Raw genomic sequence first — 22438 nt, forward strand, 5'->3', positions numbered from 1 at the left:
CGGTCAGCCTAGGCGCTGCGGGCCGGTGGCGGCGGTCGCCGGCCGCCGCCACCGGGTCCGGACCGCGAGGTAGGCGGCCAGGCCGAGCGGTCCGAACAGGATGGTCAGCAGCAGCACCGGAGCCATCACCAGCGCCGGCACCCCCCGTTCCCTGCTGTCCAACCACGCCCACCGCCCGACGAACAGATCGAACGCGACCATGTGCGCCCAGCCCGCCGCCGCCCCGTCGGAGGTGCCGAGCAGGTCGCGTACCCCGGCCAGGGTCGGCGACGCAACGGCCGGCAGCACCTCACCGAAGGCCGGCAGCACCAGCAGCGCGTAGATCACCACGACCGGCAGCACGATCAGCGGCGAGCCGACGATCCGGGCGGTCCACGACCAGTTCGGCAGGAGGATCATCAGCGCCCAGAACGGCGCGGCCACCGCGAAGGTCAGGGCGAACAGCGTCGCGGTCATGCGGCCAGCGCCACATCAGGGCGGCGGCGGGCCAGCACCAGGCCGGTCGCGGTCGCCGTCGCGAGCACCAGTGACGCGACCGCGACGAGCGTGGTGGCGTCCGGGCGCAGCAGCGGCTGTCCGCGCAGGGCCTGCCAGGTCAACAACACAGTGAGTACGCCGTACGCGCCGCCCGCGACGGCCAGCAGCCGGGCGCGGGTGCGCTCGTCCAACCGCGTTGCGAACCGGCTCAGCAGGATCGCCAGGATCGGCAACGCCTGCAGGGCGTGCAGCCCCACGAAGTGCCCGATCCGCAGGTCACCGCCAGTGGTGCTCCAACCCACCACCGGCAACCCCGGTCCGCCGTCGATGACGCCCACGCTGTGCGCCCCGGAGATCCCGTCGATGCCCGGCTCCTGCATGGGCAGCACCATAGGTATCGCCGCGAGCATGCCCAGCAGGGACAGGCCGAGCCCCCACCCGATGGCCGTCAGAGCCGCCCGGTCCGGGATCCGCCGGATCAGCACCACGATGCCGACCACGAGGTGCGCGAGGAAGAGCACCATGATCGCCGCGCCCATCACCGAGAACAGCGCGCCGTTCAGCGCGGAGGTGCCGTTGAAGTGGCTGGTCTGCCCGCGTATGACCTGACCGACGATCACCAGCATCTCGATCACCGCCATCGCGACGATGACCGTGACGGCCCATTCGGCGGCCCGGCTGCGGCGCGGCAGCAGGGAGAGCATCCAGGCGAGCGTCGCGCCGTACAGCACGAAGGACACCGCGAACTTGAACGGCTTGAGCCAGATCGGCGCTCCGGTGAGGACGCGCGGGTCGACGAGGATGCCGACCGCCGCGACGACGGCGAGCACCGCCATCGCGGAGACGAAGACCATCAGGGGGCGATTCCAGTGCGTCGCCCGGCGCAGCAGGGTTGTCATGCCTGTAGATGTTCGTGGCCGTACCCGCCGGTCGCGTCCGACCCCGAGCCCTGTTCGCGGCCGGTGGTCGGAGTCCGTCTCCTCCCCGGGTAGGAGACGAAAACCGTCAGAGTCGCTCGACGGTGCTGGCACAATGGCCGGTCTGCCGACCGGACGGGGAGTGACCATGACCACCAATGCCGACCGTGTCCAACCGAACGAGACCGCCGTGCCGCTGCTGCACTGCGCGGACCCGGAGCAGACCCTGGCGTTCTGGCGGGCGCTCGGGTTCGAGGTGACCTACGAGCAGACCAGGCCGTACGTGTACCTGGCGTTTCGGTGGAGCGGCTTCGACCTGCACTACGGGCCGGCACCGAAGGATCTCGACCCGGCGAGGGAGCACTCCGGCGGCTGCCTGGTGTTGGTGGACGCGGTCGCCGCGTACCACGCGGTGTTCACCGAGGCGATGCGCCGCAGCTACGGCAAGGTGCTGGTCAAGGGCCTGCCGCGGATGACCCGCTACCGGGCCGGGGCGTCGCGGTTCAGCATCGTCGACCCGTCGGGCAACACCATCACCTTCATCCAGCGGGATGAGCCGAAGGACCTGGAGTACGGCGGTTCGACGGAGCTCGAGGGGTTGGCCCGGGTGCTCGACAACGCGCGGATCCTGCGCGAGTTCAAGATGGACGACCGGGCGGCGTACCGGGCGCTCGACTCGGGGATGCGCCGCCGCGCGGAGGACGCGCCGGTGGTCGAGCAGGCGATGGCGCTGGCCGCGCTGATCGAACTGGCGACCGCGTTGGACAAGGACGATCGGGTGCCGGAGTGGGGCGAGCGCCTCCGCGCGCTGCACCTGCCTCCGGAGCAGCGGACGCAGGTGCGGCAGTACGTCGCCGACCCGGCCGTCCTGGAACCGTGGTGGCCCGACGCCAGCTGAGCGTCGGCCGCAGCGGGCGTGAGTCGCGGGACCGCGGCAAGTCCGGGTGCCGACGCCGACGGACGGCCCGATCATCCCGGGATAGCCGATTTCTGGTGGGTGCGTCGGGTAATTCCATGAAACGGCACGGAATTACCGCTTTAGGGTAAGTATGACGATCTGCGATAGCTGCTCCGATAGCTTTCGAAGGAGAGGAAAACTCGTATTCCTCCCTTCGGATGCATGAGGAGTCAGTGATGAAGCGCAGTGTCGCACTCGCGGCAGCCCTCCTGGCAGGTCTGACCAGCATCGGATCGATCCCCGGGACCGCCCTCGCCGATGGCGGTGGCCCCGGGTACCACGACGACCGCAAGGGGGGTGATCACCACCACGGCGACGAGGGCGCGGTCTTCGTCCAGACCAACAAGGCCGAGGGCAACACCATCAAGGTGTACGACCGCGACGAGGACGGCCGTCTCACCAAGGCGGGTGAGTACGAGACGGGCGGGCTGGGTGGCTTCACCATCGGCGCGCCGCTCGACGCGCTGGCCTCGCAGGGTTCCCTGACCTATCACAAGGGGCTGCTGTTCGCCGTCAACGCCGGCAGCAACACCGTCACTGTCTTCCGCGTCGAGGGCACCAGGCTGCACAAGCTCCAGGTCATCTGGTCCGGTGGCCTGCTGCCGGTCAGCGTCGCGGCCCGTGGCGACCTCGTCTACGTCCTCAACGCCGGTGGCGAGGGCTCGGTGCAGGGCTTCGAGCTGCACAAGGGTCGGCTGTCCCGGATCGAGGACGCCAACCGGTCACTCGGGTTGCACAACGGCAACCCGCCCGCGTTCGGCACCGCCCCGGCCCAGGTCAAGATCGACCCGGACAGCGAGTTCGTGTTGGTCTCGACCAAGGCCGCCAACGTCATGTTCAGCTACGAGATCGGACGCCACGGCAACCTGTCGCGCACCCCGGTCATCAGCGACGCGGGCAACACCCCGTTCGGCTTCACCTTCGACACCGACGACACGCTGCTGGTCACCGAGTCCGGCGCGAACGCGGTGAGCCGGTTCGAGCTGGAGGACGACGGGGCGCTCGACCAGATCGGGCCGTCGGTGCCCAACGGTCAGCAGGCGACGTGCTGGATCCAGCGCGTCGGCGACTACTTCTTCGCCGCCAACGCCGGCACCTCCACCATCAGCTCCTACCGGGTCAACGACCACGGCAAGCTCGAACTCGTCAAGGGCGTCGCCGCCGACACCGGCGGCGGGTCGATCGACATGACCACCAGCGACGGCTTCCTGTACGTGCAGAACGCCGTCGCCGGCAACGTGCAGGGCTACGAGGTGGGCAAGGACGGGTCGCTGACACTCGTCACCACAGTGGAGGGCCTGCCGAAGTTCGCCGACGGCATCGGCATGGAGGGCATCGCCGCCTCCTGAGCGCACCACCCGCTGGTCCCGGTCGGTCATCGACCGGGACCAGCGCTGTGTGGTCGGTCACCGGTCGACCCGTCCCGTTGAGGTGGGGCCGAGACTACGAGGCCAGTCGCTCGCCAGCGACGTGCGCCGGTCGGGGGAGGTTGGCGGCGGCGTCCGACGTGTTGATCTCCGACCAGACGGCGTCGAGGGAGAGGCCGAGCACGTCGGCGATCGCCGCGATGGTCGGGAAGGCGGGGGTGGCTATCCGGCCGGACTCGATCTTTCGAAGGGTCTCCGGCGAGACGCCCGCGTCGAGCGCGGTGAGGAGCATCGAACGCTCTCCGCGGGCGCGACGCAGCAGGGCGCCGAGGCGCTGTCCGCGTTCGACCTCTGCGGGGGTGAGTGGCAACCTGACCATGGTCCGATTCTAGTACCGGGATAATATGGCCGGGATACTTATTGGTCCGTGGAAGGCGTTGCATGATCGAGATCCTGAGCCCCGCCGACGTGCTGCGAGCGAAGGAGACCGGCGCGCTGGTCGCCGGCATCCTGCAGACACTGAAGAGTCGCTGCGTGGTCGGCACCAACCTGCTGGACATCGACCGCTGGGCCCAGGCCATGATCACCGAAGCCGGGGCGCAGTCCTGCTACGTCGACTACGAGCCGTCCTTCGGGCGCGGCCCGTTCGGCCACTACATCTGCACGTCGGTCAACGACGCCGTGTTGCACGGGCTGCCGCACGACTACCCGCTCGCCGACGGCGACCTGCTCTCACTCGACCTCGCCGTCTCACTGGGGGGAGTTGTCACGGATTCGGCCATCAGCTTCATCGTCGGCGACGTCCGGCCCCCGGAGAGCGTCGCGCTGATCGATGCGACCGAGCGCGCGTTGCAGGCCGGGATCGCCGCCGCCGGGCCCGGCGCTCGCATCGGTGACATCTCGCACGCCATCGGCTCGGTTCTCGGCGCGGCGGGATACTCGATCAACACCGAGTTCGGCGGCCACGGCGTCGGGTCGACGATGCACCAGGACCCCCACATCTCCAACACCGGGCGCCCCGGGCGCGGATACCGGCTGCGCCCGGGGCTGCTACTGGCGCTGGAGCCGTGGGTCATGGCGGACACCGCCACGCTCGTCACCGACCCCGACGGCTGGACCCTGCGCAGCGTGACCGGCTGCCGGACCGCGCACAGCGAGCACACCATCGCCATCACCGACGACGGCGCCGAGGTGCTCACCCTGCCGAGGTCCTGACCCCGACGTCAGTGACCACCGGCCCGGCGGATCGCGGCGGCCATCGCCGACGAGTCGTGGTCGGCCTCCACCCCCTCGACGAGGATCACCTCGCCTGCGAGGTGCCTCGTCCGCAGGGGCTTGATCTCCTGGTACGCGGGGGACCCGTACCAGGAGCGTGCCGCGCTCAGATCGGGGAACTCGATGACGACCAGGTCGCCCTCCCAGTCGCCCTCCAGCACCTCGATCGGCCCGCCGTGCACGATGAACCGGCCACCGAAGGGCACGAGGGTGGCCTGGATGCGCTCCAGGTATTCCAGCACCTCGGCATGCATGGGTGCCTTACGCAGATGAGCAAGCGCGTACGCGGTCATGACTCTCCGTTCGTTTCGGTCGGCCTCGCCTTCGAAGAAATGATCGCGAGCACGGGCGTGCGTTGTCGATTACGTCGCAGGTAAAGCGGCGTACACAGGTGAGGTCACTAGGGTCGGGGTGTGACGACAGTGGCCAGACCGAAACGACCGCTGGGGGAACTCCTGCGCGAGTGGCGTCGAGCGCGCGGACTGAGTCAGCTCGACCTGTCGATCGAGGCGGGGGTGTCGGCCCGGCACCTGAGCTTCGTGGAGACCGGGCGATCCCGGCCGAGCCCCGACCTGATCCTGCGGCTGGCGGAGCAGCTCGACATTCCGCTGGCTGAGCGCAACACCGTGCTGCTCGCTGCCGGATATGCCCCCGCCTACCCCAGCCATCAGCTGACCGACCCGGAACTGGCCCCACTGCGGGCAGCCGTCCGGCAGATCCTCGACGGACACGGCCCGTACCCCGCGGTGCTCGTCGACCGACAGTGGCACCTCGTCGAGGCCAACCCCGCCGTCGCGCTGTTCACCGCCGGCGCCGACCCTCGCCTCCTGGTCCCACCGGTCAACGTCCTGCGGCTCACCCTGCACCCCGGCGGAATGGCACCGCGCATCGTCAACCTCTCCCAGTGGCGGGCCCACCTTCTCGGACGGTTGCGCCAGCAGGTCCTGGCAACCGACGACGCGGCCCTGTCCGCCCTGCTCCAGGAGCTTCGTGGCTATCCCGACGGCGACGATGTCGCAGCACCGGAGGGCGACACCCTGTCGCGTGTCGTCATCCCACTGCGCTACCGCCACGGCGACCGGGAGCTGTCCTTCGTCAGCACGACCACCCTCTTCGGCACCCCGCTGGATGTCACCGTCTCCGAGCTGGCCGTCGAGGCGTTCTTCCCGGCCGACCCGGTTACCAGGGCCACGCTGCACGCCCTCGGCACGGTGGCCTGACCCGAACACCGTCATCGCGTCCGGGGCGTCGTCGGCTGGGACGGGCCGCTCTCACTGGCGACGGCTAATCCGCATCCGACGGGGCACGTCCCTCCGTATACATGGTGAGGCCCGTTCAGAATGAACCGATCGGTCATGTTTTCCGTGATGACGGTCAGGGTCACCCACCAGAGTCACGGAGGCGCGATGTCAACGGTTCGAACGGGTCCGGTCATCGGACTGCTCGCGCAGATCGGCGTGCTGGCGGTGCTCGCACAGACGGTCGGCCTCGGCCCGGCCGGGTGGGCGGCCGGGCTGGTCTACGGGGTGGTCCTGTGCGCCCTGCTCAGCCAGGGGATGACCCGCGCGGGCGCTGGCGATCTGAGCCCCGCCGATCGGGTGACCCTGAGCCGGGCCATCCTCGTCGGCGGCGTGACGGCCCTGGCTGCGGACTCGTTCACCCGACCGGCACCGGTCGCGGTGATGGTCGTCCTCACCAGCGTGGCGCTGGCCCTCGACGCGGTGGACGGATATACAGCCCGCCGCACCGGGACGTCCAGCGAACTCGGCGCGCGCTTCGACATGGAGATCGACTCCTTCCTCGTCCTGGTGCTCTGCCTGTACGTGGCCCCCTCGACGGGTGCCTGGGTGCTCGCGATCGGCGCGATGCGGTACGTCTTCGTCGCCGCGAGCTGGGTGCTGAGCTGGATGCGCGGCTCGTTGCCGCCGCGCTACTGGCGCAAGGTCGTCGCCGCGGTCCAGGGCGTGGTGCTGACGGTGGCGATGGGCGACGCGCTGCCCGGTCCGCTGACGACAGTCGTGCTGGTGGCGTCACTGGCGCTGCTGGTCGAGTCGTTCGGGCGGGACGTCAGGTGGCTGTGGACGACCCGTCACCTCCGCCACGCCGTCGCCCACGACGCCCCGGTCGACCAACGGGTGGGCGTCGCACACGAGTCGGACGCGATGGTCCACGCGGGCAACCAGCCGAGCCACAGCGCCCCGAGCGCGGGCGCAGGGCTGACCGGCCTGGGCCACGGCAGGACGGATGGGCTGCCCTGGCCGGAACACCGGCCGGTCGCCGTGGCCCGACGCGGGATCGCCCGCGTCTGAGCCGCCCGGATGCCGCACCCAACGAAGATCATGGAAGGATGCCCGGGTTGTCGCTCTTGACGCGCGTACGTCAGCTGCCGAGCCAGGGACGGAGGGCGATGAGGGGCGAACTGTCGGACGCCACCACCGCCACGGACACCACCGCCACGGACGCCACCGCCACCGACGGCGCCGCACCCGAGGGGCGGCCGCGCCGTTCCATCGTGGGCCGACTGGTCACCCTGCTGGCCGTGCTGCTGGTGCTGCTCGTGCTCACCCTGCCGTACGACTTCGGCCGGTTCAGCCCCGGTGCGTTCGTGCGGATCCCCCTGGAGGCCCTGCTCGCCGTCGCGCTCCTGCTCGCCCTGCCGCCGCGCGCAAGCCGGTTCGTCGCCACCCTCGCCGGGCTGGCCCTCGGCCTGCTCGGACTGCTCAAGCTGTTCGACCTGGGATTCACCGCCTCGCTCAGCCGGGCCTTCGACCCGGTGCTCGACTGGGCGCTGCTCGACGAGGGGTTCGCGTTCCTCAGCGAGTCGTACGGCCGGCCCGCCGCCATCGCCGTGGCGGTCGCCCTGGCGGTGGTGGCGGTGGGCCTGCCCACAGCGGTCACGCTGTCGATGCGGCGGCTGCGCGGGCTGGTGATCCGGCACCGCGCCGGGACCACCCGGACCGTGGCGGCGCTGGTGGTCGTCTGGGTGGTCTGCGCCGCGTTCAACGTGCGGGTGGTCGAGGGCGTGACGGTTGCCGACACGTCCGCGACCACGCTCACCAACGGCCACGGCTTCCAGGTGCGCCTGCGACTCGACGACCGGGAGAAGTTCGCCGCGCTACTCAAGGACGACCGGTTCGCGCAGACCCCCGGCGACCAACTCCTCACCGCGCTGCGCGGCAAGAACGTGGTCATCTCCTTCGTCGAGAGCTACGGCCGCGACGCCGTCGAGGACCCGGAGTTCGCCCCGCAGGTCGGTGCGGTCCTCGACGACGGGACCAACCGGCTGAACGCGGCGGGGTTCGCCGCGCAGAGCGGCTTCCTCACCTCGCCAACGTTCGGCGGCGGCAGTTGGCTCGCGCACGACACGCTGCTCTCCGGCCTGTGGGTCGACAACGACCAGCGGCACCGCACCCTGCTGGCGAGTGACCGGATGACCCTCAACGGCGCCTTCCGCCGGGCCGACTGGCAGACCGTGGGCGTGATGCCCGCCGTCAGCAGGGCATGGCCGGAGGGCTCCTTCTTCGGCTACGAGCGGTTCTACGACGCCAGAGCCCTCGGGTACCGCGGCCCGAAGTTCAGCTTCGGCACGATGCCCGACCAGTACACCCTCGCCAGTTGGCGGCGGCTGGAGCAGGCGAAGCGCGACGGCGGGCCGACGATGACGGAACTCGCGCTGGTGTCGAGTCACGCGCCCTGGACGCCCGTACCGGACCTGGTCGACTGGGCCGCCATCGGCAACGGGACGATCTTCAAGGGGACCGCCAAGGAGTCCGACGACAAACGACGCAACACCGAACAGATCCGCGCCGACTACCGGCACTCCATCGAGTACACGTTGAGCGCACTGATCTCCTACGTGCAGACCTACGGCGACGATGACCTCGTGTTCATCTTCCTCGGTGACCACCAGCCCGCCGCCGTGGTCACCGGCGACAACGCCAGCCGCGACGTCCCGATCAGCATCATCACCCGGGACCGGGCCGTACTGGACCGGATCTCCGGGTGGGGCTGGCAGGACGGGCTCAAGCCCGGTCCGCAGGCGCCGGTCTGGCGGATGGACACCTTCCGGGACCGCTTCCTGACCGCCTTCGGGCCGTAGGCCCGGCCAACCCCACGGACTGGACTCACACAGATGACGGCTGGCACCGACACCAGGATCGCCGCGCTCAGAACCGACCCCGCGATGTCCCTCCTGCACCGATCGCTGGACGTCTACTACGGCGACGCCGAGCGCGACGCCCGGATGGACGCCTTCTACTCCCGTTTCGTCACCGAGGGCGATCTCGTCTTCGACGTCGGCTCGCACGTGGGTGACCACATCGCCAGCTTCCGTCGCCTCGGGGCGCGGGTGGTCGCGGTGGAGCCGCAGCCGCTGTGCCTCCGCGCCCTACGGGCCATCTACGCCGACGACGACCAGGTGACGCTTGTCGAAGCGGTCTGCGGCGCGGCCCCCGGCAGCACCCGCTTCCACGTCAACTCCGCCAACCCCACAGTGTCCACCGCCTCGCCCGACTTCGTTCGGGCCGCGGAAGGCGCGGGCGGGTGGGAGGGCGAGGTGTGGGACGCCGACATCGAGGTCCCGGTGGTCACCGTCGACGCGCTCATCACCGAGTACGGCGAGCCGACGTTCGCGAAGATCGACGTGGAGGGTTTCGAGGACGAGGTGCTGGCCGGGCTGACCCGCCCGCTGCCCGCGCTCTCGTTCGAGTTCACCACGATCGCGCGACCGGTCGCCTCCCGGTGTCTCGACCGGCTGACCGCGCTCAGCTTCGACGGCTTCGACGTGGCGTTGGGCGACGACAAGTCGATGACGTTCCAACGCTGGGTCTCCGCGACCGACATGACCACCCACCTCGCCGCGTTGCCGCACGACGCGAACTCCGGCGACGTGTACTGCGTGTCCCGTGGCCGGTTGCGACAGCTACCGCCGCCGCACGACCCGAAGCGGCGGTAGCCAGGCTCAGAAGGGGCCACCGCTCGTGACTGCCGGCCGCCAGGGGTCAGGGCTCGCGGCGAGTGCGTAGGCGTATCAGGGCCAGGCCGCCGACCAGGAGAACACCGAGGGCAGCCACAGAAGCTCCAAGTGTGGCGATGGCTGTCAGACGTCCACCCGTGACGGGCATGGGCGGAACCGGCCCGGTGAGGACCACTGTCGAGGAGCAGCTCGGTGTGCAGTCCGGGTCGGACACACCAGTGGGCGGGGTGAGGGTGGCCGTGTTGGTGAGGTCGCCGGCGGTGCCCTTCGGCACGGTTCCGCTGATCGTGTAGGTCACTGTGCCGCCAGCGAGGACGGTGATGGTGTCGTTGATGTCACCGGTGCCGGACGTTGTGCAGGTGCTTCCGGTGGATGGTTCGCAGGTCCAGGTGAATCCGGCCAGTGGTGTGGGCAGGGGGTCGGTCAGTGTCGCGCCGACCGCGTCGGACGGTCCCCGGTTGGTCACTGCCACTGTGAAGGTCACCGGTTCACCTGGCACGTAGTGGCTCGGGGTTGCGGTTTTCACCACTGCCAGGTCGACCGCGGGGGCGATGGAGGTGACCACTGTCGATGAGCAGTTCGGGGTGCAGTCCGGGTCGATCGCGCCGGCGGGTGGGGTGAGGGTGGCGGTGTTGGTGAGGTCGCCGGTGGTGCCCGACGGCACGGTTCCGCTGATCGTGTAGGTCACTGTCCCGCCGGCGAGGACGGTGATCGTGTCGTTGATGTTGCCGGTCCCGGACGCGGTGCAGGAACTTCCGGTGGACGCTTCACAGGTCCAGGTGAAGCCGGCCAGTGGTGCGGGCAGTGGGTCGGTCAGGTTCGCGCCGACGGCGTCGGATGGTCCGCCGTTGGTGACCGTGACCGTGTAGCGGAAGGGCGCGCCCGGAACGTAAGGGCTGGGAGTTGCGGTCTTGACCACCGTCAGATCCACGGTGGCGGCGGCCGGGGTCACGACCGTCGACGAGCAGTTCGGGGTGCAGTCCGGGTCGATCGCGCCGTCCGGTGGGGTGAGGGTGGCGGTGTTGGTCAGGTCGCCGGTGGTGCCCGACGGCACGGTTCCGCTGATCGTGTAGGTCACTGCCCCGCCCGCTAGGACGGTGATCGTGTCGTTGATGCTGCCGGTCCCGGACGCGGTGCAGGAACTTCCAGTGGACGCTTCACAGGTCCAGGTGAAGCCGGCCAGTGGTGCGGGCAGTGGGTCGGTCAGGTTCGCGCCGACCGCGTCGGACGGGCCACCGTTGGTCACCGTGACCGTGTAGGAGAAGGCTGCGCCTGGTACGTAAGGACTTGGTGTCGCTGTTTTGACGACAACGAGGTCCACCGTCGGGGCTGCGGGCGTGACCACTGTCGATGAGCAGTTCGGGGTGCAGTCCGGGTCGATCGCGCCGGCGGGTGGGGTGAGGGTGGCGGTGTTGGTGAGGTCGCCGGTGGTGCCGGAGGGCACGGTTCCGCTGATCGTGTAGGTCACGGTCCCGCCCGAGAGGACGGTGATGCTGTCATTGATGTTGCCTGTGCCGGACGCGGTGCACGCGCTGCCGGGGGATGCCACACAGGTCCAGGTGAATCCGGCCAAGGGTGCGGCCAGGGGGTCGGTCAGATTCGCGCCGACCGCGTCCGAAGGGCCGCCGTTGCTGACGGTCACTGTGTAGGAGAAGGCTGCGCCTGGCACGTAGGGGCTCGGGGTGGCTGTTTTGACGACGGCGAGGTCCACCGTCAGGGCAGCCGGCGTCACGACGGTCGACGAGCAGTTCGGAGTGCACTCCGGATCCGAGGCTCCGGCCGGTGGGCTGACGGTGGCGGTGTTGGTCAGATCGCCGGTGGTGCCCGCCGGGACGGTGCCGCTGATCGTGTACGTCACCGTTCCGCCCGCGAGGACGGTGATGGTGTCGTTGATGCTGCCGGTGCCGGAGGCGGTGCAGGAACTTCCGGCGGACGGCTCGCAGGTCCAGGTGAACCCGGCCAGTGGTGCGGGCAGCGGGTCGGTCAGGTTCGCACCGACGACGTCGGACGGGCCGCCGTTGGTCACGGTGACTGCGTAGGAGAAGGACGCGCCCGGAACATACGGGCTCGGGTTTGCGGTCTTGACCACCGCCAGATCCACCGTCAGCGTCGCCGGAGTCACGACGGTCGATGAGCAACTAGGCGTGCAGTCCGGATCTGAGACGCCCTCCGGTGGGGTGAGAGTGGCCGTGTTGGTGAGGTCGCCGGTGGTGCCCGACGGGACCGTTCCGCTGATCGTGTACGTCACCGCTCCGCCCGCGAGGACGGTGATCGTGTCGTTGATGGTGCCCGTTCCGGACGCGGTGCACGCGCTGCCAGGGGATGGTGCACAGGTCCAGGTGAACCCGGCCAGCGGTGTGGGCAGTGGGTCGGTCAGGTTCGCCCCAATCGCATCGGACGGTCCGCCGTTGGTGACTGTCACCGTGTAGGTCAGCGGCGTACCTGGCACGTATGGGTTGGGGGATGCGGTCTTCACGACGGCCAGGTCGACCACGGGTCCGGCGGGGGTGGCCACAGCCGACGAGCAGTTCGGGGTGCAGTCCGGGTCAGTCGCGCCGGTGGGCGGGGTGAGCGTGGCCGTGTTGGTCAGGTCGCCGCTGGTTCCGGAGGGCACGGTTCCGTTGATCGTGTAGGTCACTGTCCCGCCTGCGAGGACGGTGATGGTGTCGTTGATGCTGCCGGTGCCGGAGGCGGTGCATGCACTGCCGGCGGACGCCTCGCAGGTCCAGGTGAACCCGGCCAGCGGTGTGGGCAGTGGGTCGGTCAGGGTTGCCCCGACCGCATCGGACGGTCCGCCGTTGGTCACTGTCACCGTGTAGGAGAAGGGGGCGCCCGGCACGTACGGGCTCGGGTTTGCGGTTTTCACCACCGCCAGATCCACCGTCAGCGCAGCCGGGGTCACGACCGTCGACGAGCAGTTCGGTGTGCACTCCGGATCCGAGACGCCGTCTGGTGGGGTGAGCGTTGCGGTGTTGGTCAGGTCGCCCGTGGTGCCCGACGGCACGGTCCCGCTGATCGTGTACGTCACGGTCCCGCCTGCGAGAACGGTGATGGTGTCGTTGATGCTGCCGGTGCCGGACGCGGCGCACGCACTGCCGGCGGACGCCTCACAGCTCCAGGTGAACCCGGCCAGCGGTGCGCAGCGGGTCGGTCAGGGTTGCCCCAACCGCATCGGACGGTCCGCCGTTGGTCACTGTCACCGTGTAGGAGAAGGGCGCGCCCGGCACGTAGGGACTTTGCGACGCGGTCTTCACCACAGCGAGGTCAACAGTGGGGATGACGGTGAGGGTGGTGGAGCCGGGCGGGTTGATCCCGACGATGGTGGGGAAGTTGCTCTCGCAGCCGGGGATCGTGGAGCCGTCCGGGGCGACGCATCCGGTGTTGGTGTACGAGCCGACCACAGTGCTGGTCACCTGGACGGAGATCGTGCAGGAGGCGACGTTCAGGTCCAGGTTGCCGGCGAAGTCGACGGACGTGGCGCCGGCGGGAGCGGTCACGGTGGCGTCCGAGCACGTGGTGCTGTTGACCCCGGTGGCGGTCACATTGGCGGGAAGGGTGTCGGTGAAACTCATCCCGTTCTTGGCTTGCAGATCGTCGGTGTTGGTGATGGTGAACGTCAGCGTGGACGTCTGCCCCTGCCCGATGGTGGTGGGGTTGAAAGCCTTGTCGAGTTGGGGGGTGACGTCGACGATCTGCGGAAGGTCGAACGCGACGTCGTTGCCGATGCCCGTTGCGGTCGCGTTGTAGAGGCGCAGGCCCAGGGTCGGTGTGTCAGCCACCGACAATTGCAGTGCCAACGATTGCAGCTTGGCTATCCAGGTGTTGTTGACGATCTCGGCGCCGGGATCCGTGCATGGGCTCAGGTTCTGTGCGAGCACCGTCGGGACGCCGTTGAGAAGCAGCTCGAACCGAAGTCGCGCCCGCTGGGCGGACGGAACGGTGCAGTTCCTCTCAGCGAAGATCGCCGAGACCGAGTAGAAGTGGCCACCGATCGCCGGAATGGTGTTGTTGTCGGTCTCCAGTTGGTATCCGGGAAGCTGCGCGCCGGTCACGCTGTTGGTGTACTCGGTGAGTACCTGGTTCGTGGCGGCCTCCCCGGGGCTCTGCCCCTGAAACAGCCCCATGTCACGGGCCATCTCCTGTAGCCGGCCCCATGCGTCTGAACGACCGCACTGGTCGTTGTTGGTGACCGGCGCGTCGCCACCGTTGGGCGGCAGCGGCGACGTCTGACGCATGATCCAGCCGTTGCACGCGCCCGCGCCGGGGCTCCACGCGGGATCCGCCGTATAGGTCTCACCGTCCGCGCCGCTGCCACCCGGCCCCGGCACGTAAACGGAACCTGGCGATCCGGTGTAGGAACCAATGCGAATCGGCGCCGCAGCCGCGCTCTCGTTGGAAAAGTCCTCAGTGAAAATCGGGGTGCCGGGCTGAGGCGTTCCGGGCAGGCCCGGCACGGTCGCCAATGCGGGTTGGCTCGACGCCACAACCACCAGCGTGGACGACGCGGCAAACGCGCCGACCGCCGCCAGCGCTGATGTGAACCATCGGCGTTCCCCGCGAACCATATTCGTTTCCCCCGTCATGCGGCCTGCAGGAGTCGCAGTAGTGGCGTTCCGACCGCGCCTGACGATCTCAAATCGCGAACGCCAGACAGAATCACCCGATACGTGGTCACCCAATCGAGTGAGGGGATGATGGCCGAATGCAATGACCGGGATGTGCAGGGAATTCGACGCGCGGCGGCTCAGCCGGGCCATCACGGCGGCCAGCTCGGCCGGCGGATCGGCGTCCCAGCCGTCCGACCCGATCACCACCACCGCCCCGCGGGTCGCCTCCGCGTGGTGGGAGGTGAGCAGGGCGCGCAGATTCGTGGCGATCCGGGTGCCCCCGTACCGGTCGGTCACCGCAACAGCCCCTCCGATGATCCGGGTAGCCTTCGCGGATGGACCTCGATGATCTTCCGCTCGCCGAGTTCGCGTTTCCGGGGCCACTGCGGGACAAACTCGTGGGCGCGATCCTGTCCGGGGCGAAGACCTCGACGACCGGTCTGCTGATCGGCTACCAGCGCGCCAACGAGCCGCTGCCGACGGTGGGCCAACTGTCCGCCGTGGTGGACTCCGCCGGTCGGCGGGTCGCGGCCATCGAGCTGACCGACGTACGGGTGATCCGGCTCGCCGACGTCGACCTGGCACACGCCCTTGCCGAGGGGGAGGGCGACGAGTCGGTGGCCCAGTGGCGCGCGGGACACGAGACGTTCTGGCACAGCGCCGCCGTGCGCGCCGAACTGGGCGACCCCGACTTCACAGTGGACGACGACACCCTGGTCGTGACCGAACGCTTCTGGCTGGTGCACGTCGTCTGAGCGACCGGAGCCGCCGCGCACCGGTCCGCGACGGGCCACACGGTCGTGCAAGGTCACCTATGCTCGGCGCGTGATCCCCCCGGCACTCGAGATCCGTGGCCTGGTCAAGACCTTCGCGGCGCATCGCGCGGTGGACGGCGTCGATCTGACCGTCCACCCCGGCACCTTCCACGGCATCGTCGGTCCCAACGGCGCCGGCAAGTCCACCACCATCGGGATGGCCGTCGGCCTGGTCACCCCGGACTCCGGCGAGATCCGGATCCTCGGCCACGACGCGCTGCGCGAGCGCGGCGTGACCCGCGCGCTGACCGGCGTACTCCCCGACGGCCTCGACTTCCCGGAACGCCTCACCGGTGCCGAACTGCTGCGCTACAGCGCCGGCCTGCGCGGGCTGACCCGGGCCGCGGCCACCGACCGGGCCGCCGAACTGATCGACGTGCTCGGCCTGACCAAGGGTGCCGGCACACCCCTGGCCGACTGTTCCACCGGCACCCGCAAGAAGCTCGGCCTCGCCCAGGCGCTGCTGCACGCGCCCCGGCTGCTCGTGCTCGACGAACCGTTCGAGGCGGTCGACCCGGTGTCGGCGGCCACCATCCGCCGGGTGCTGCGCCGGTTCGTGGCCGGCGGCGGCACCTGTGTGCTGTCCACCCACTCGATGCTGCTCGTCGAGCAGATGTGCGACGACGTCACCGTGATCCACCAGGGCCGGGTGGTCGCCGCCGGGCCGGTCGCCGAGGTCGCCGCCGGCAGCAGCCTGGAGGACCGGTTCGTCGAGTTGGTCGGCGCCGAAACCTCCGGCAGCGCCGGCCTGGACTGGCTGACCGGGGCACGATGAACGCGCAACCCTCCCTCGCCCCGCTGGCCGACACCCTCGGCGCGATCGCGGTGCCGGCCCGGATGCGCACGACAATGCTGCGCCGCTCGCTGCGCGAGCACCCCGGGCCGACCGTGGCCGCCCTGGTCGGTCTGCTGGCCGCCGCCTGGCTGATCCGGTACGCGCTGCGCGGCGACCAGCACACCCTCGGCCTGCTCGCCGGTGCCTGGGTGCTCGGCTGGATCGTCCTGCCGCTGCTGCTCGGCGGCGGGCGCGGCCGGGTCCGCCCGGCCCACCTGCGGTTGGAGCCGATCGGCGGGGTCCCGGCCGCGATCGGTCTGCTCGCCGCGTCGGCGATCGGCATCGGTCCGGCCGTCTCGCTGGTGGCGCTCGCCGCGCTGCCGGTGCACGCCGCCCGGCACGGCACCGTCGCGGTCCTCGTCACCGCCGGCGGCGCGGTGCTGCTCTGGCTGTTCGGGCTGATCGGTTCGGCCATCGCGCTGGAGGTCGTCGGCCACGCCGGTGGTCCCGCCGGGGCGCTGCTCACCGGCGTCTTCACCGGCACAGCGATGGGTGTCGCGGGGTCGCTCTGGGCGGTCTTCCCGTGGGTGTCGGTCCTGCTCGTGGCAGCGCCGCAGGAGGTGGTCCGGGCGATGGCGTACGTGCCGAGCGGTTGGCCGATCGCCGCCGTGACCGGGCCAACCGGGCGAGGGGTGGGCATGATGGCGGCCCTGGTGGGCATCGTGGCGCTCTGCGCCGCCGCGTACCTCATGCTTGTCCGAAGGGTGATCGCCGCTGGCGTGCCGTTCCGGCCGCGCCGGACCACCGCGGCGTCGCCCGCCGCACCTGACCGCGAGTGGCTGGGCTGGGTGCCGGCCGCGACGCGGGCGGTCGTCGGCCGCGAGCTGCGGGCCTGGACGCGGCATCCGCTGCGGTTGCAGTATCTGGCGTTCGCGGTGGTGTACGGGGCGCTGCTCGCCGGGCTGCCGCTGCTGTCCGACGTGGATCTGCTGCTGCCGTGGGCCGGGCCGCTCGCCGTGCTCGGCGCGGCGGCCATGTCGGCCGGCCTGGTCGGGCTGGACGGCACCGCGTTGTGGCTGCCGCTCACCACGCCCGGCGGCGAACGAGCCGAGGTCCGGGGACGGGCCCTGGCCTGGCTGGTACTGGTCACCCCGATCGGGGTGCTGCTCACCGTCGCCGGTGTCCTCCTCGCACCGGACGTCGACCCGCTGGCCGCGCTCTGCACCCTGCCGGCTCTGCTCGGCGCGGGCGCGTCGGTGCCGGTGTGGGTGTCGCTGCTGCGGGTACGGCCGGTGGCCGACCGCCGGCACCCCACCGCGGCCGACAACCCCACGGACATCGTCAGCGTGCTGGTCGCGACCGGGTCAGGGCTGGTGGCCGCCGCGCCGGTGCTCGCCCTGGTGATCTGGGGTCCGTCGGGAGTGACGCCGCTGCTGCCACTGGTCGGGCTGCTCAGCGGCGCCGCCGCCTGGCGGGGCGGCATCTGGTTGGCCGACGAACGTCTCACCCGACGCGGGCTCGACGTGCTCGCCGCCGCCGGCCAGCGCAGCCGGCCCCCGGAGACGGTGCTCCCGCCGACCTGGGACGCACAGTGGTTCCGGGAGAACAAGCTGACCGCGTGGGCGCTGGGGTTGCTCACCGTGGGGTGGATCCCGGTCATCCCGCAGGGGGTGATGCCGTTGGCGTTCGGAATCGACAGCGGGTGGATCCTGGCGGGCCACCTGAGCGGGGGTGCGCGCACCGCCGTGGGGTTGGCCATGATCGGCCTGGGTGTGGCGATGCTGCTCGCGGGCCTGGTGCTGTGGGATCGCCGGCCGCAGCCAGGCGGCAGTGCCCACCCTGCTTCCGGGCAAGCGGAGTAGGCGGGGTTTGGCACGTCGATCGGTGGCAGCTCAGCGGGGCACCGCTCGGCGTGTCGAACAGCTCAGCTGCCAACGATCGAGGGAGCAGCGCTGCCGCCGGGACGTCGCCAGGATCTCAGTACCCGTTGTTCGTCTTCGTAACCTTGGTCCGACAGACTGCGCGGTATGCGTGATGGTTGGCGCCGGTGGGCGTGGGTCGGGGTGTTCGTCGTCGGGCTGATCCTCTATCTGGCGGTGCTGCGCACCCTGGTCAGCACCAAGAATCCGAACTTCGTACCGGCGTTGATCCTGCTCGGGGCGACGCTGGTGCCGTTGACGTTCCTGACGTTCGCGCAGGCCCGTACCGGGCGGTGGCAGGTGCCGGCGTCGGTCCTGGTGACGTCGGCGTTCTTCGGTGGTGTGATCGGCACGGTGGTCGCCGGAACGCTGGAGTACGACACCCTGCGGGGGCTCGGCACCCTGCCGATGCTGTTCGTGGCGTTGATCGAGGAGTCGGCGAAGTTGATCGTCCCGGTGATCCTGCTGTTCACGGTGGTGGCCCAGCACCGGCGTCGGGTGCCCTCGGACGGGCTGATCATCGGTGTCGCGGCCGGCATGGGTTTCGCCGCGCTGGAGACGATGGGCTACGCCTTCACCGCGCTGCTGAGCTCGCAGGGCAACATCGGCGCGGTGGAGCAGACCTTGTTCATCCGTGGGCTGACCGCGCCGGCCGGGCACACCGCCTGGACCGGGCTCACCGCTGGCGCGCTGTGGGCGTTGCTGGCGAGCCCGAGTGTCGGTCGGATCTTCGGGTTCATCGGCACGTTTCTGGGTGTCGTCGCCCTGCACACCCTCTGGGACACGTTCTCCGGCTCGCTGGTCTTCGTCGTGGTGGCGATCATCAGCATCGGCTGGTTGTTCTGGGCGCTGCGCCGCTACCGCACCTTCGGCGAGCACCCCGTCGGTCAGCTCGCACCGAGCTGACCAGCGCCCCACCCGGCGCCTCGCCCGGCCGGTGCGAACGGCTGGCACGAACGGCTGGCACGAACGGCCGGGGCAGGCATGACTGTTGGTGATCCCGCTGCGACCGGACCGGCACCTCATCTACCGTCAGAGTGTTCATATATGGCGGATTGGTCGGGAAGGTGCGGCGATGGGGGTGCGCAGCTGGTTCGCGGGTTGGCCGGTGTACCGCCAGCTCACCGGCACGGACCCGCTGGGCCGGGGTGCCGCCGCGAAGTCGGACGGGTCCCGCGCGCTGACTGCCCGTACCGATACCGCTGACAGCGTGGCGCGGTCGGTGTGCCCGTACTGCGCGGTGGGGTGTGGTCAGCGGGTGTTCGTCAAGGACGGGCAGGTCAGTCAGATCGAGGGCGATCCGGACAGCCCGATCTCCCGGGGTCGGCTCTGCCCGAAGGGTTCGGCGAGCAAGAGCCTGGTGACCAGCCCGCTGCGGCAGACCACCGTGCGCTACCGCCGCCCGTACAGCACCGAGTGGGAGGACCTGGACCTCGACACCGCGATGAACATGATCGCCGATCGGGTCCTGGCCGCTCGGGACGAAACCTGGGAGGACGTCGACGCCGAGGGTCGACCGCTCAACCGGACGCTGGGCATCTCCAGCCTGGGCGGGGCGACGCTCGACAACGAGGAGAACTACCTGATCAAGAAGTTGTTCACCGCGATGGGGGCGCTTCAGATCGAGAACCAGGCCCGTATTTGACACTCCTCCACCGTCCCCGGTCTGGGGACCAGCTTCGGTCGTGGCGGCGCCACCCAGTACCAGCAGGACCTGTCGAACTCCGACGTCATCGTCATCCAGGGTTCGAACATGGCCGAGGCGCACCCGGTGGGTTTCCAATGGGTGATGGAGGCCAAGCGCCGGGGGGCGAAGGTCTTCCACATCGACCCTCGCTTCACCCGTACCAGCGCGCTGGCCGACGCGTACCTGCCGATCCGGGCCGGCACCGACATCGCGCTGCTCGGCGGGGTGATCCGCTACATCCTCGACAACGAACTGGACTTCCGGGAGTACGTCGTCGCCTACACCAACGCCGCGACCATCGTGACCGATGAGTACGCCGACACCGAGGACATGCACGGCCTCTTCTCCGGCTTCAACGACGACAACGCCACCTACGACCAGGCCAGTTGGCGCTACCAGGGTCACTCGCAGAACCAGACGACCCGCGACAGCGAGACGCAGCGGGAGACGGCGGCCGGGTTGGAGAACGAGTCGCACGGCGCGCCTGTCGGCGGCGAGACCGAACGTGACGAGACGTTGCAGCACCCGCGCTGCGTCTACCAGATCCTCAAGCGGCACTACGCCCGCTACACGCCGGAGATGGTGGAACGGGTCTGCGGCATCCCACAGGAGAAGTTCCTCGAACTGGCCCAGGCCTGGACGCAGAACTCCGGCCGGGACCGCACCGGCATGCTCGTCTACTCGGTGGGGTGGACGCAGCACAGCGTGGGTGTGCAGTACATCCGCACCGGCGCGATCATCCAGCTGTTGCTGGGCAACATGGGTCGCCCAGGTGGCGGGGTGATGGCCCTGCGCGGGCACGCCAGCATCCAGGGGTCGACCGACATCCCGACACTGTTCAACCTGCTGCCCGGTTACCTGCCGATGCCGCACCACGCCGACCACCCCACCCTGACCGAGTGGGTGGACAGCATCGCGCACCCCGGGCAGAAGGGGTTCTGGGGCAACGCCCGCACCTACGGCGTCAACCTGCTCAAGGCGTACTGGGGAGATGCCGCCACCGCCGAGAACGACTTCTGCTACGGCTACATGCCGCGGATGACCGGTGATCACGGCACCTACCAGCAGGTGCTGAACATGATCGACGGGAAGATCAAGGGGTACTTCCTGCTCGGTCAGAACCCGGCCGTCGGGTCGGCGCACGGTCGGGCGCAGCGTCTCGGCATGGCCAACCTCGACTGGCTCGTCGTCCGGGACCTGTTCGAGATCGAAAGCGCCACGTTCTGGAAGAACGCGCCGGAGATCGAGACCGGGGAGATCGTGCCCGAGGAGTGCCGTACCGAGGTGTTCTTCCTGCCCGCGGCGTCGCATGTGGAGAAGGAGGGCACGTTCACGCAGACGCAGCGGTTGTTGCAGTGGCGGGAGAAGGCCGTCGAGCCGCCGGGTGACGCCCGCTCCGAGCTGTGGTTCTTCTACCACCTCGGGCGCATCATCCGGGAACGGCTGGCGGCGTCGACCATGCCGCGCGACCGGGCGTTGCTCGACCTCGCCTGGGACTATCCCACGCACGGTCCGTACGCGGAGCCGAGCGCCGAGGCGGTGCTGCGCGAGATCAACGGGTACGACGTGGCCACCGGCCGGCCGCTGGCGTCGTTCACCGAGATGAAGGACGACGGCTCCACCGTCGGCGGCTGTTGGATCTACACCGGGGTGTACGCGGACGGCGTCAACCAGGCCGCCCGGCGCAAACCCGGCGCGCAGCAGTCACTGGTGGCGCCCGAGTGGGGTTGGGCGTGGCCGGCGAACCGGCGGATCCTCTACAACCGGGCCTCCGCCGACCCGGACGGCAACCCGTGGAGTGAGCGCAAACGCTACGTGTGGTGGGACGCGGACAAGGGCGAGTGGACCGGTTACGACGTGCCGGACTTCGAGAAGACCAAACCACCGTCCTACCGACCGGAGCACGACGCCGCAGGCGTGGCGGGCATCGCCGGCGACGACCCGTTCATCCTTCAGGGCGACGGCAAGGGCTGGCTGTACGCGCCCACCGGCGTCCTGGACGGGCCCCTGCCCACCCACTACGAGCCGGTGGAGTCGCCGGTGCGTAATCCGCTCTACCGGCAGCAGGCCAACCCGACCCGGAAGGTCTACACGCACCCGATCAACACGTTGAATCCGAGCCCGCCGCAGGAGCACAGTCAGGTGTTCCCGTACGTGTTCACTGTCAGCCGGCTCACCGAGCACCACACCGCCGGCGCGATGAGCCGCAACGTGTCGCCGTTGGCCGAGTTGCAGCCCGAGATGTTCGTCGAGGTGTCGCCGGAGCTGGCTGCCCTGCGAGGGCTGAGCCATCTGGGCTGGGCCCATCTGGTGACCAGCCGCGCGTCGGTGGAGGCGAAGGTGCTGGTGACCGACCGTGTCACGCCGTTGCGGGTGGACGGCCGGATCATCCACCAGGTCTGGTTGCCGTACCACTTCGGTTTTGAGGGTCTGGTGACCGGCGACTCGGCCAACGACCTGTTCGGCATCACCCTCGACCCCAACGTCCTGATTCAGGAGAGCAAGGTCGGCACGTGCGACGTCCGGCCCGGACGACGCCCCAGAGGCCAGGAACTGTTGGACCTCGTCGTCGACTACCGACGGCGGTCGGGGAACCTCGTGCACCGTTACCCACCGATGGTCACGACCGACGTCGCCGACAGCGCCAGCGACCAGGAGGCCTGACC

General features: G+C 69.9%; 17 protein-coding genes and 1 pseudogene. 12 read left to right on the plus strand and 6 right to left on the minus strand.

The features are described 5' to 3' along the window. Nucleotides 1-3: 3 nt before the first annotated feature. Both ACX27O_RS07475 and ACX27O_RS07480 read right to left on the minus strand, forming a co-directional pair. On the minus strand, nt 4-456 hold the full coding sequence (locus ACX27O_RS07475; RefSeq protein ID WP_458939137.1) for an ABA4-like family protein: 453 nt from the start codon (nt 454-456) through the stop codon (nt 4-6). Beyond that, the gene (locus tag ACX27O_RS07480; protein WP_458939138.1) at nt 453-1376 is read right to left on the minus strand and encodes a hypothetical protein; all 924 of its coding nucleotides are present in this window, start codon (nt 1374-1376) and stop codon (nt 453-455) included. Before ACX27O_RS07480 ends, ACX27O_RS07475 begins: the two co-directional genes overlap by 4 nt. Nucleotides 1377-1542: 166 nt before the next feature. Here ACX27O_RS07480 and ACX27O_RS07485 point away from each other — a divergent pair, with 166 nt between their 5' ends. Both ACX27O_RS07485 and ACX27O_RS07490 read left to right on the plus strand, forming a co-directional pair. Beyond that, nucleotides 1543-2292: a VOC family protein gene (locus tag ACX27O_RS07485; RefSeq protein ID WP_285796641.1), complete on the plus strand. Its 750-nt coding sequence runs from the start codon at nt 1543-1545 to the stop codon at nt 2290-2292. Nucleotides 2293-2528: 236 nt separating this feature from the next. Beyond that, nucleotides 2529-3701 carry a lactonase family protein gene (locus tag ACX27O_RS07490; RefSeq protein WP_051708823.1) on the plus strand — a complete coding sequence of 391 codons (1173 nt, stop codon included), beginning with the start codon at nt 2529-2531 and terminating at the stop codon, nt 3699-3701. A 94-nt stretch (nt 3702-3795) separates the two neighbouring features. Here ACX27O_RS07490 and ACX27O_RS07495 read toward each other — a convergent pair whose 3' ends face one another. After that, on the minus strand, nt 3796-4098 hold the full coding sequence (locus tag ACX27O_RS07495; RefSeq protein WP_030337069.1) for a helix-turn-helix domain-containing protein: 303 nt from the start codon (nt 4096-4098) through the stop codon (nt 3796-3798). Nucleotides 4099-4160: 62 nt separating this feature from the next. On the opposite strand from ACX27O_RS07495, the gene map reads away from it, so the two are divergent. Then, the gene (gene map / locus ACX27O_RS07500; protein WP_285796638.1) at nt 4161-4934 is read left to right on the plus strand and encodes a type I methionyl aminopeptidase; all 774 of its coding nucleotides are present in this window, start codon (nt 4161-4163) and stop codon (nt 4932-4934) included. An 8-nt stretch (nt 4935-4942) separates the two neighbouring features. Here map and ACX27O_RS07505 read toward each other — a convergent pair whose 3' ends face one another. Further along, the gene (locus tag ACX27O_RS07505) at nt 4943-5287 is read right to left on the minus strand and encodes a DUF1330 domain-containing protein (RefSeq protein WP_285796637.1); all 345 of its coding nucleotides are present in this window, start codon (nt 5285-5287) and stop codon (nt 4943-4945) included. A gap of 120 nt (nt 5288-5407) precedes the next feature. Between ACX27O_RS07505 and ACX27O_RS07510 the strand changes: the two genes are divergently transcribed. The 4 genes and pseudogenes from ACX27O_RS07510 to ACX27O_RS07525 all read left to right on the plus strand — a co-directional run bounded on the left by ACX27O_RS07510 (nt 5408) and on the right by ACX27O_RS07525 (nt 9948). Next, complete coding sequence (locus ACX27O_RS07510) at nt 5408-6214, plus strand: helix-turn-helix domain-containing protein (protein ID WP_458939139.1); 807 nt, start codon at nt 5408-5410, stop codon at nt 6212-6214. A gap of 186 nt (nt 6215-6400) precedes the next feature. Continuing rightward, nucleotides 6401-7093, plus strand: a pseudogene (locus ACX27O_RS07515) (CDP-alcohol phosphatidyltransferase family protein); the annotation flags it as partial. A 308-nt stretch (nt 7094-7401) separates the two neighbouring features. Next, complete coding sequence (locus ACX27O_RS07520; protein WP_458939140.1) at nt 7402-9093, plus strand: sulfatase-like hydrolase/transferase; 1692 nt, start codon at nt 7402-7404, stop codon at nt 9091-9093. Nucleotides 9094-9126: 33 nt separating this feature from the next. Further along, a complete protein-coding gene (locus ACX27O_RS07525; protein ID WP_458939141.1) occupies nt 9127-9948 on the plus strand; it encodes an FkbM family methyltransferase in 822 nt (273 codons plus the stop codon). Between the two features lie 46 nt (nt 9949-9994). Here the strand turns inward: ACX27O_RS07525 and ACX27O_RS07530 are convergent, their stop codons facing one another. Both ACX27O_RS07530 and ACX27O_RS07535 read right to left on the minus strand, forming a co-directional pair. Further along, nucleotides 9995-12997 carry a hypothetical protein gene (locus ACX27O_RS07530; RefSeq protein WP_458939142.1) on the minus strand — a complete coding sequence of 1001 codons (3003 nt, stop codon included), beginning with the start codon at nt 12995-12997 and terminating at the stop codon, nt 9995-9997. Between the two features lie 79 nt (nt 12998-13076). After that, a complete protein-coding gene (locus ACX27O_RS07535) occupies nt 13077-14873 on the minus strand; it encodes a DUF7933 domain-containing protein (protein ID WP_458939143.1) in 1797 nt (598 codons plus the stop codon). Between the two features lie 38 nt (nt 14874-14911). Here ACX27O_RS07535 and ACX27O_RS07540 point away from each other — a divergent pair, with 38 nt between their 5' ends. The 5 genes from ACX27O_RS07540 (at nt 14912) to fdh (ending at nt 22436) form a co-directional block, all read left to right on the plus strand. Continuing rightward, a complete protein-coding gene (locus ACX27O_RS07540) occupies nt 14912-15331 on the plus strand; it encodes an ASCH domain-containing protein (protein WP_210857808.1) in 420 nt (139 codons plus the stop codon). A 70-nt stretch (nt 15332-15401) separates the two neighbouring features. Further along, nucleotides 15402-16166: an ABC transporter ATP-binding protein gene (locus ACX27O_RS07545; protein WP_210857807.1), complete on the plus strand. Its 765-nt coding sequence runs from the start codon at nt 15402-15404 to the stop codon at nt 16164-16166. Further along, entirely contained in the window at nt 16163-18028 is a 1866-nt protein-coding gene (locus ACX27O_RS07550) for a hypothetical protein (protein WP_458939144.1), read from the plus strand. The genes ACX27O_RS07545 and ACX27O_RS07550 overlap by 4 nt, the downstream gene beginning before the upstream one ends. Before the next feature lie 165 nt (nt 18029-18193). Beyond that, the gene (locus ACX27O_RS07555; protein ID WP_210857805.1) at nt 18194-18991 is read left to right on the plus strand and encodes a PrsW family intramembrane metalloprotease; all 798 of its coding nucleotides are present in this window, start codon (nt 18194-18196) and stop codon (nt 18989-18991) included. A 169-nt stretch (nt 18992-19160) separates the two neighbouring features. Further along, a complete protein-coding gene (fdh, locus tag ACX27O_RS07560) occupies nt 19161-22436 on the plus strand; it encodes a formate dehydrogenase (protein ID WP_458939145.1) in 3276 nt (1091 codons plus the stop codon). Nucleotides 22437-22438: the final 2 nt, after the last annotated feature.

Source organism: Micromonospora sp. SD19 (genome assembly GCF_054462275.1).

What these genes read in the sequence shown, in the direction of transcription:
- ACX27O_RS07475 (WP_458939137.1), bottom strand. Translation starts at nt 456, where the DNA reads ATGACCGCGACGCTGTTCGCCCTGACCTTCGCGGTGGCCGCGCCGTTC.
- ACX27O_RS07480 (WP_458939138.1), bottom strand. Translation starts at nt 1,376, where the DNA reads ATGACAACCCTGCTGCGCCGGGCGACGCACTGGAATCGCCCCCTGATG.
- ACX27O_RS07485 (WP_285796641.1), top strand. Translation starts at nt 1,543, where the DNA reads ATGACCACCAATGCCGACCGTGTCCAACCGAACGAGACCGCCGTGCCG.
- ACX27O_RS07490 (WP_051708823.1), top strand. Translation starts at nt 2,529, where the DNA reads ATGAAGCGCAGTGTCGCACTCGCGGCAGCCCTCCTGGCAGGTCTGACC.
- ACX27O_RS07495 (WP_030337069.1), bottom strand. Translation starts at nt 4,098, where the DNA reads ATGGTCAGGTTGCCACTCACCCCCGCAGAGGTCGAACGCGGACAGCGC.
- map (WP_285796638.1), top strand. Translation starts at nt 4,161, where the DNA reads ATGATCGAGATCCTGAGCCCCGCCGACGTGCTGCGAGCGAAGGAGACC.
- ACX27O_RS07505 (WP_285796637.1), bottom strand. Translation starts at nt 5,287, where the DNA reads ATGACCGCGTACGCGCTTGCTCATCTGCGTAAGGCACCCATGCATGCC.
- ACX27O_RS07520 (WP_458939140.1), top strand. Translation starts at nt 7,402, where the DNA reads ATGAGGGGCGAACTGTCGGACGCCACCACCGCCACGGACACCACCGCC.
- ACX27O_RS07525 (WP_458939141.1), top strand. Translation starts at nt 9,127, where the DNA reads ATGACGGCTGGCACCGACACCAGGATCGCCGCGCTCAGAACCGACCCC.
- ACX27O_RS07540 (WP_210857808.1), top strand. Translation starts at nt 14,912, where the DNA reads ATGGACCTCGATGATCTTCCGCTCGCCGAGTTCGCGTTTCCGGGGCCA.
- ACX27O_RS07550 (WP_458939144.1), top strand. Translation starts at nt 16,163, where the DNA reads ATGAACGCGCAACCCTCCCTCGCCCCGCTGGCCGACACCCTCGGCGCG.
- ACX27O_RS07555 (WP_210857805.1), top strand. Translation starts at nt 18,194, where the DNA reads ATGCGTGATGGTTGGCGCCGGTGGGCGTGGGTCGGGGTGTTCGTCGTC.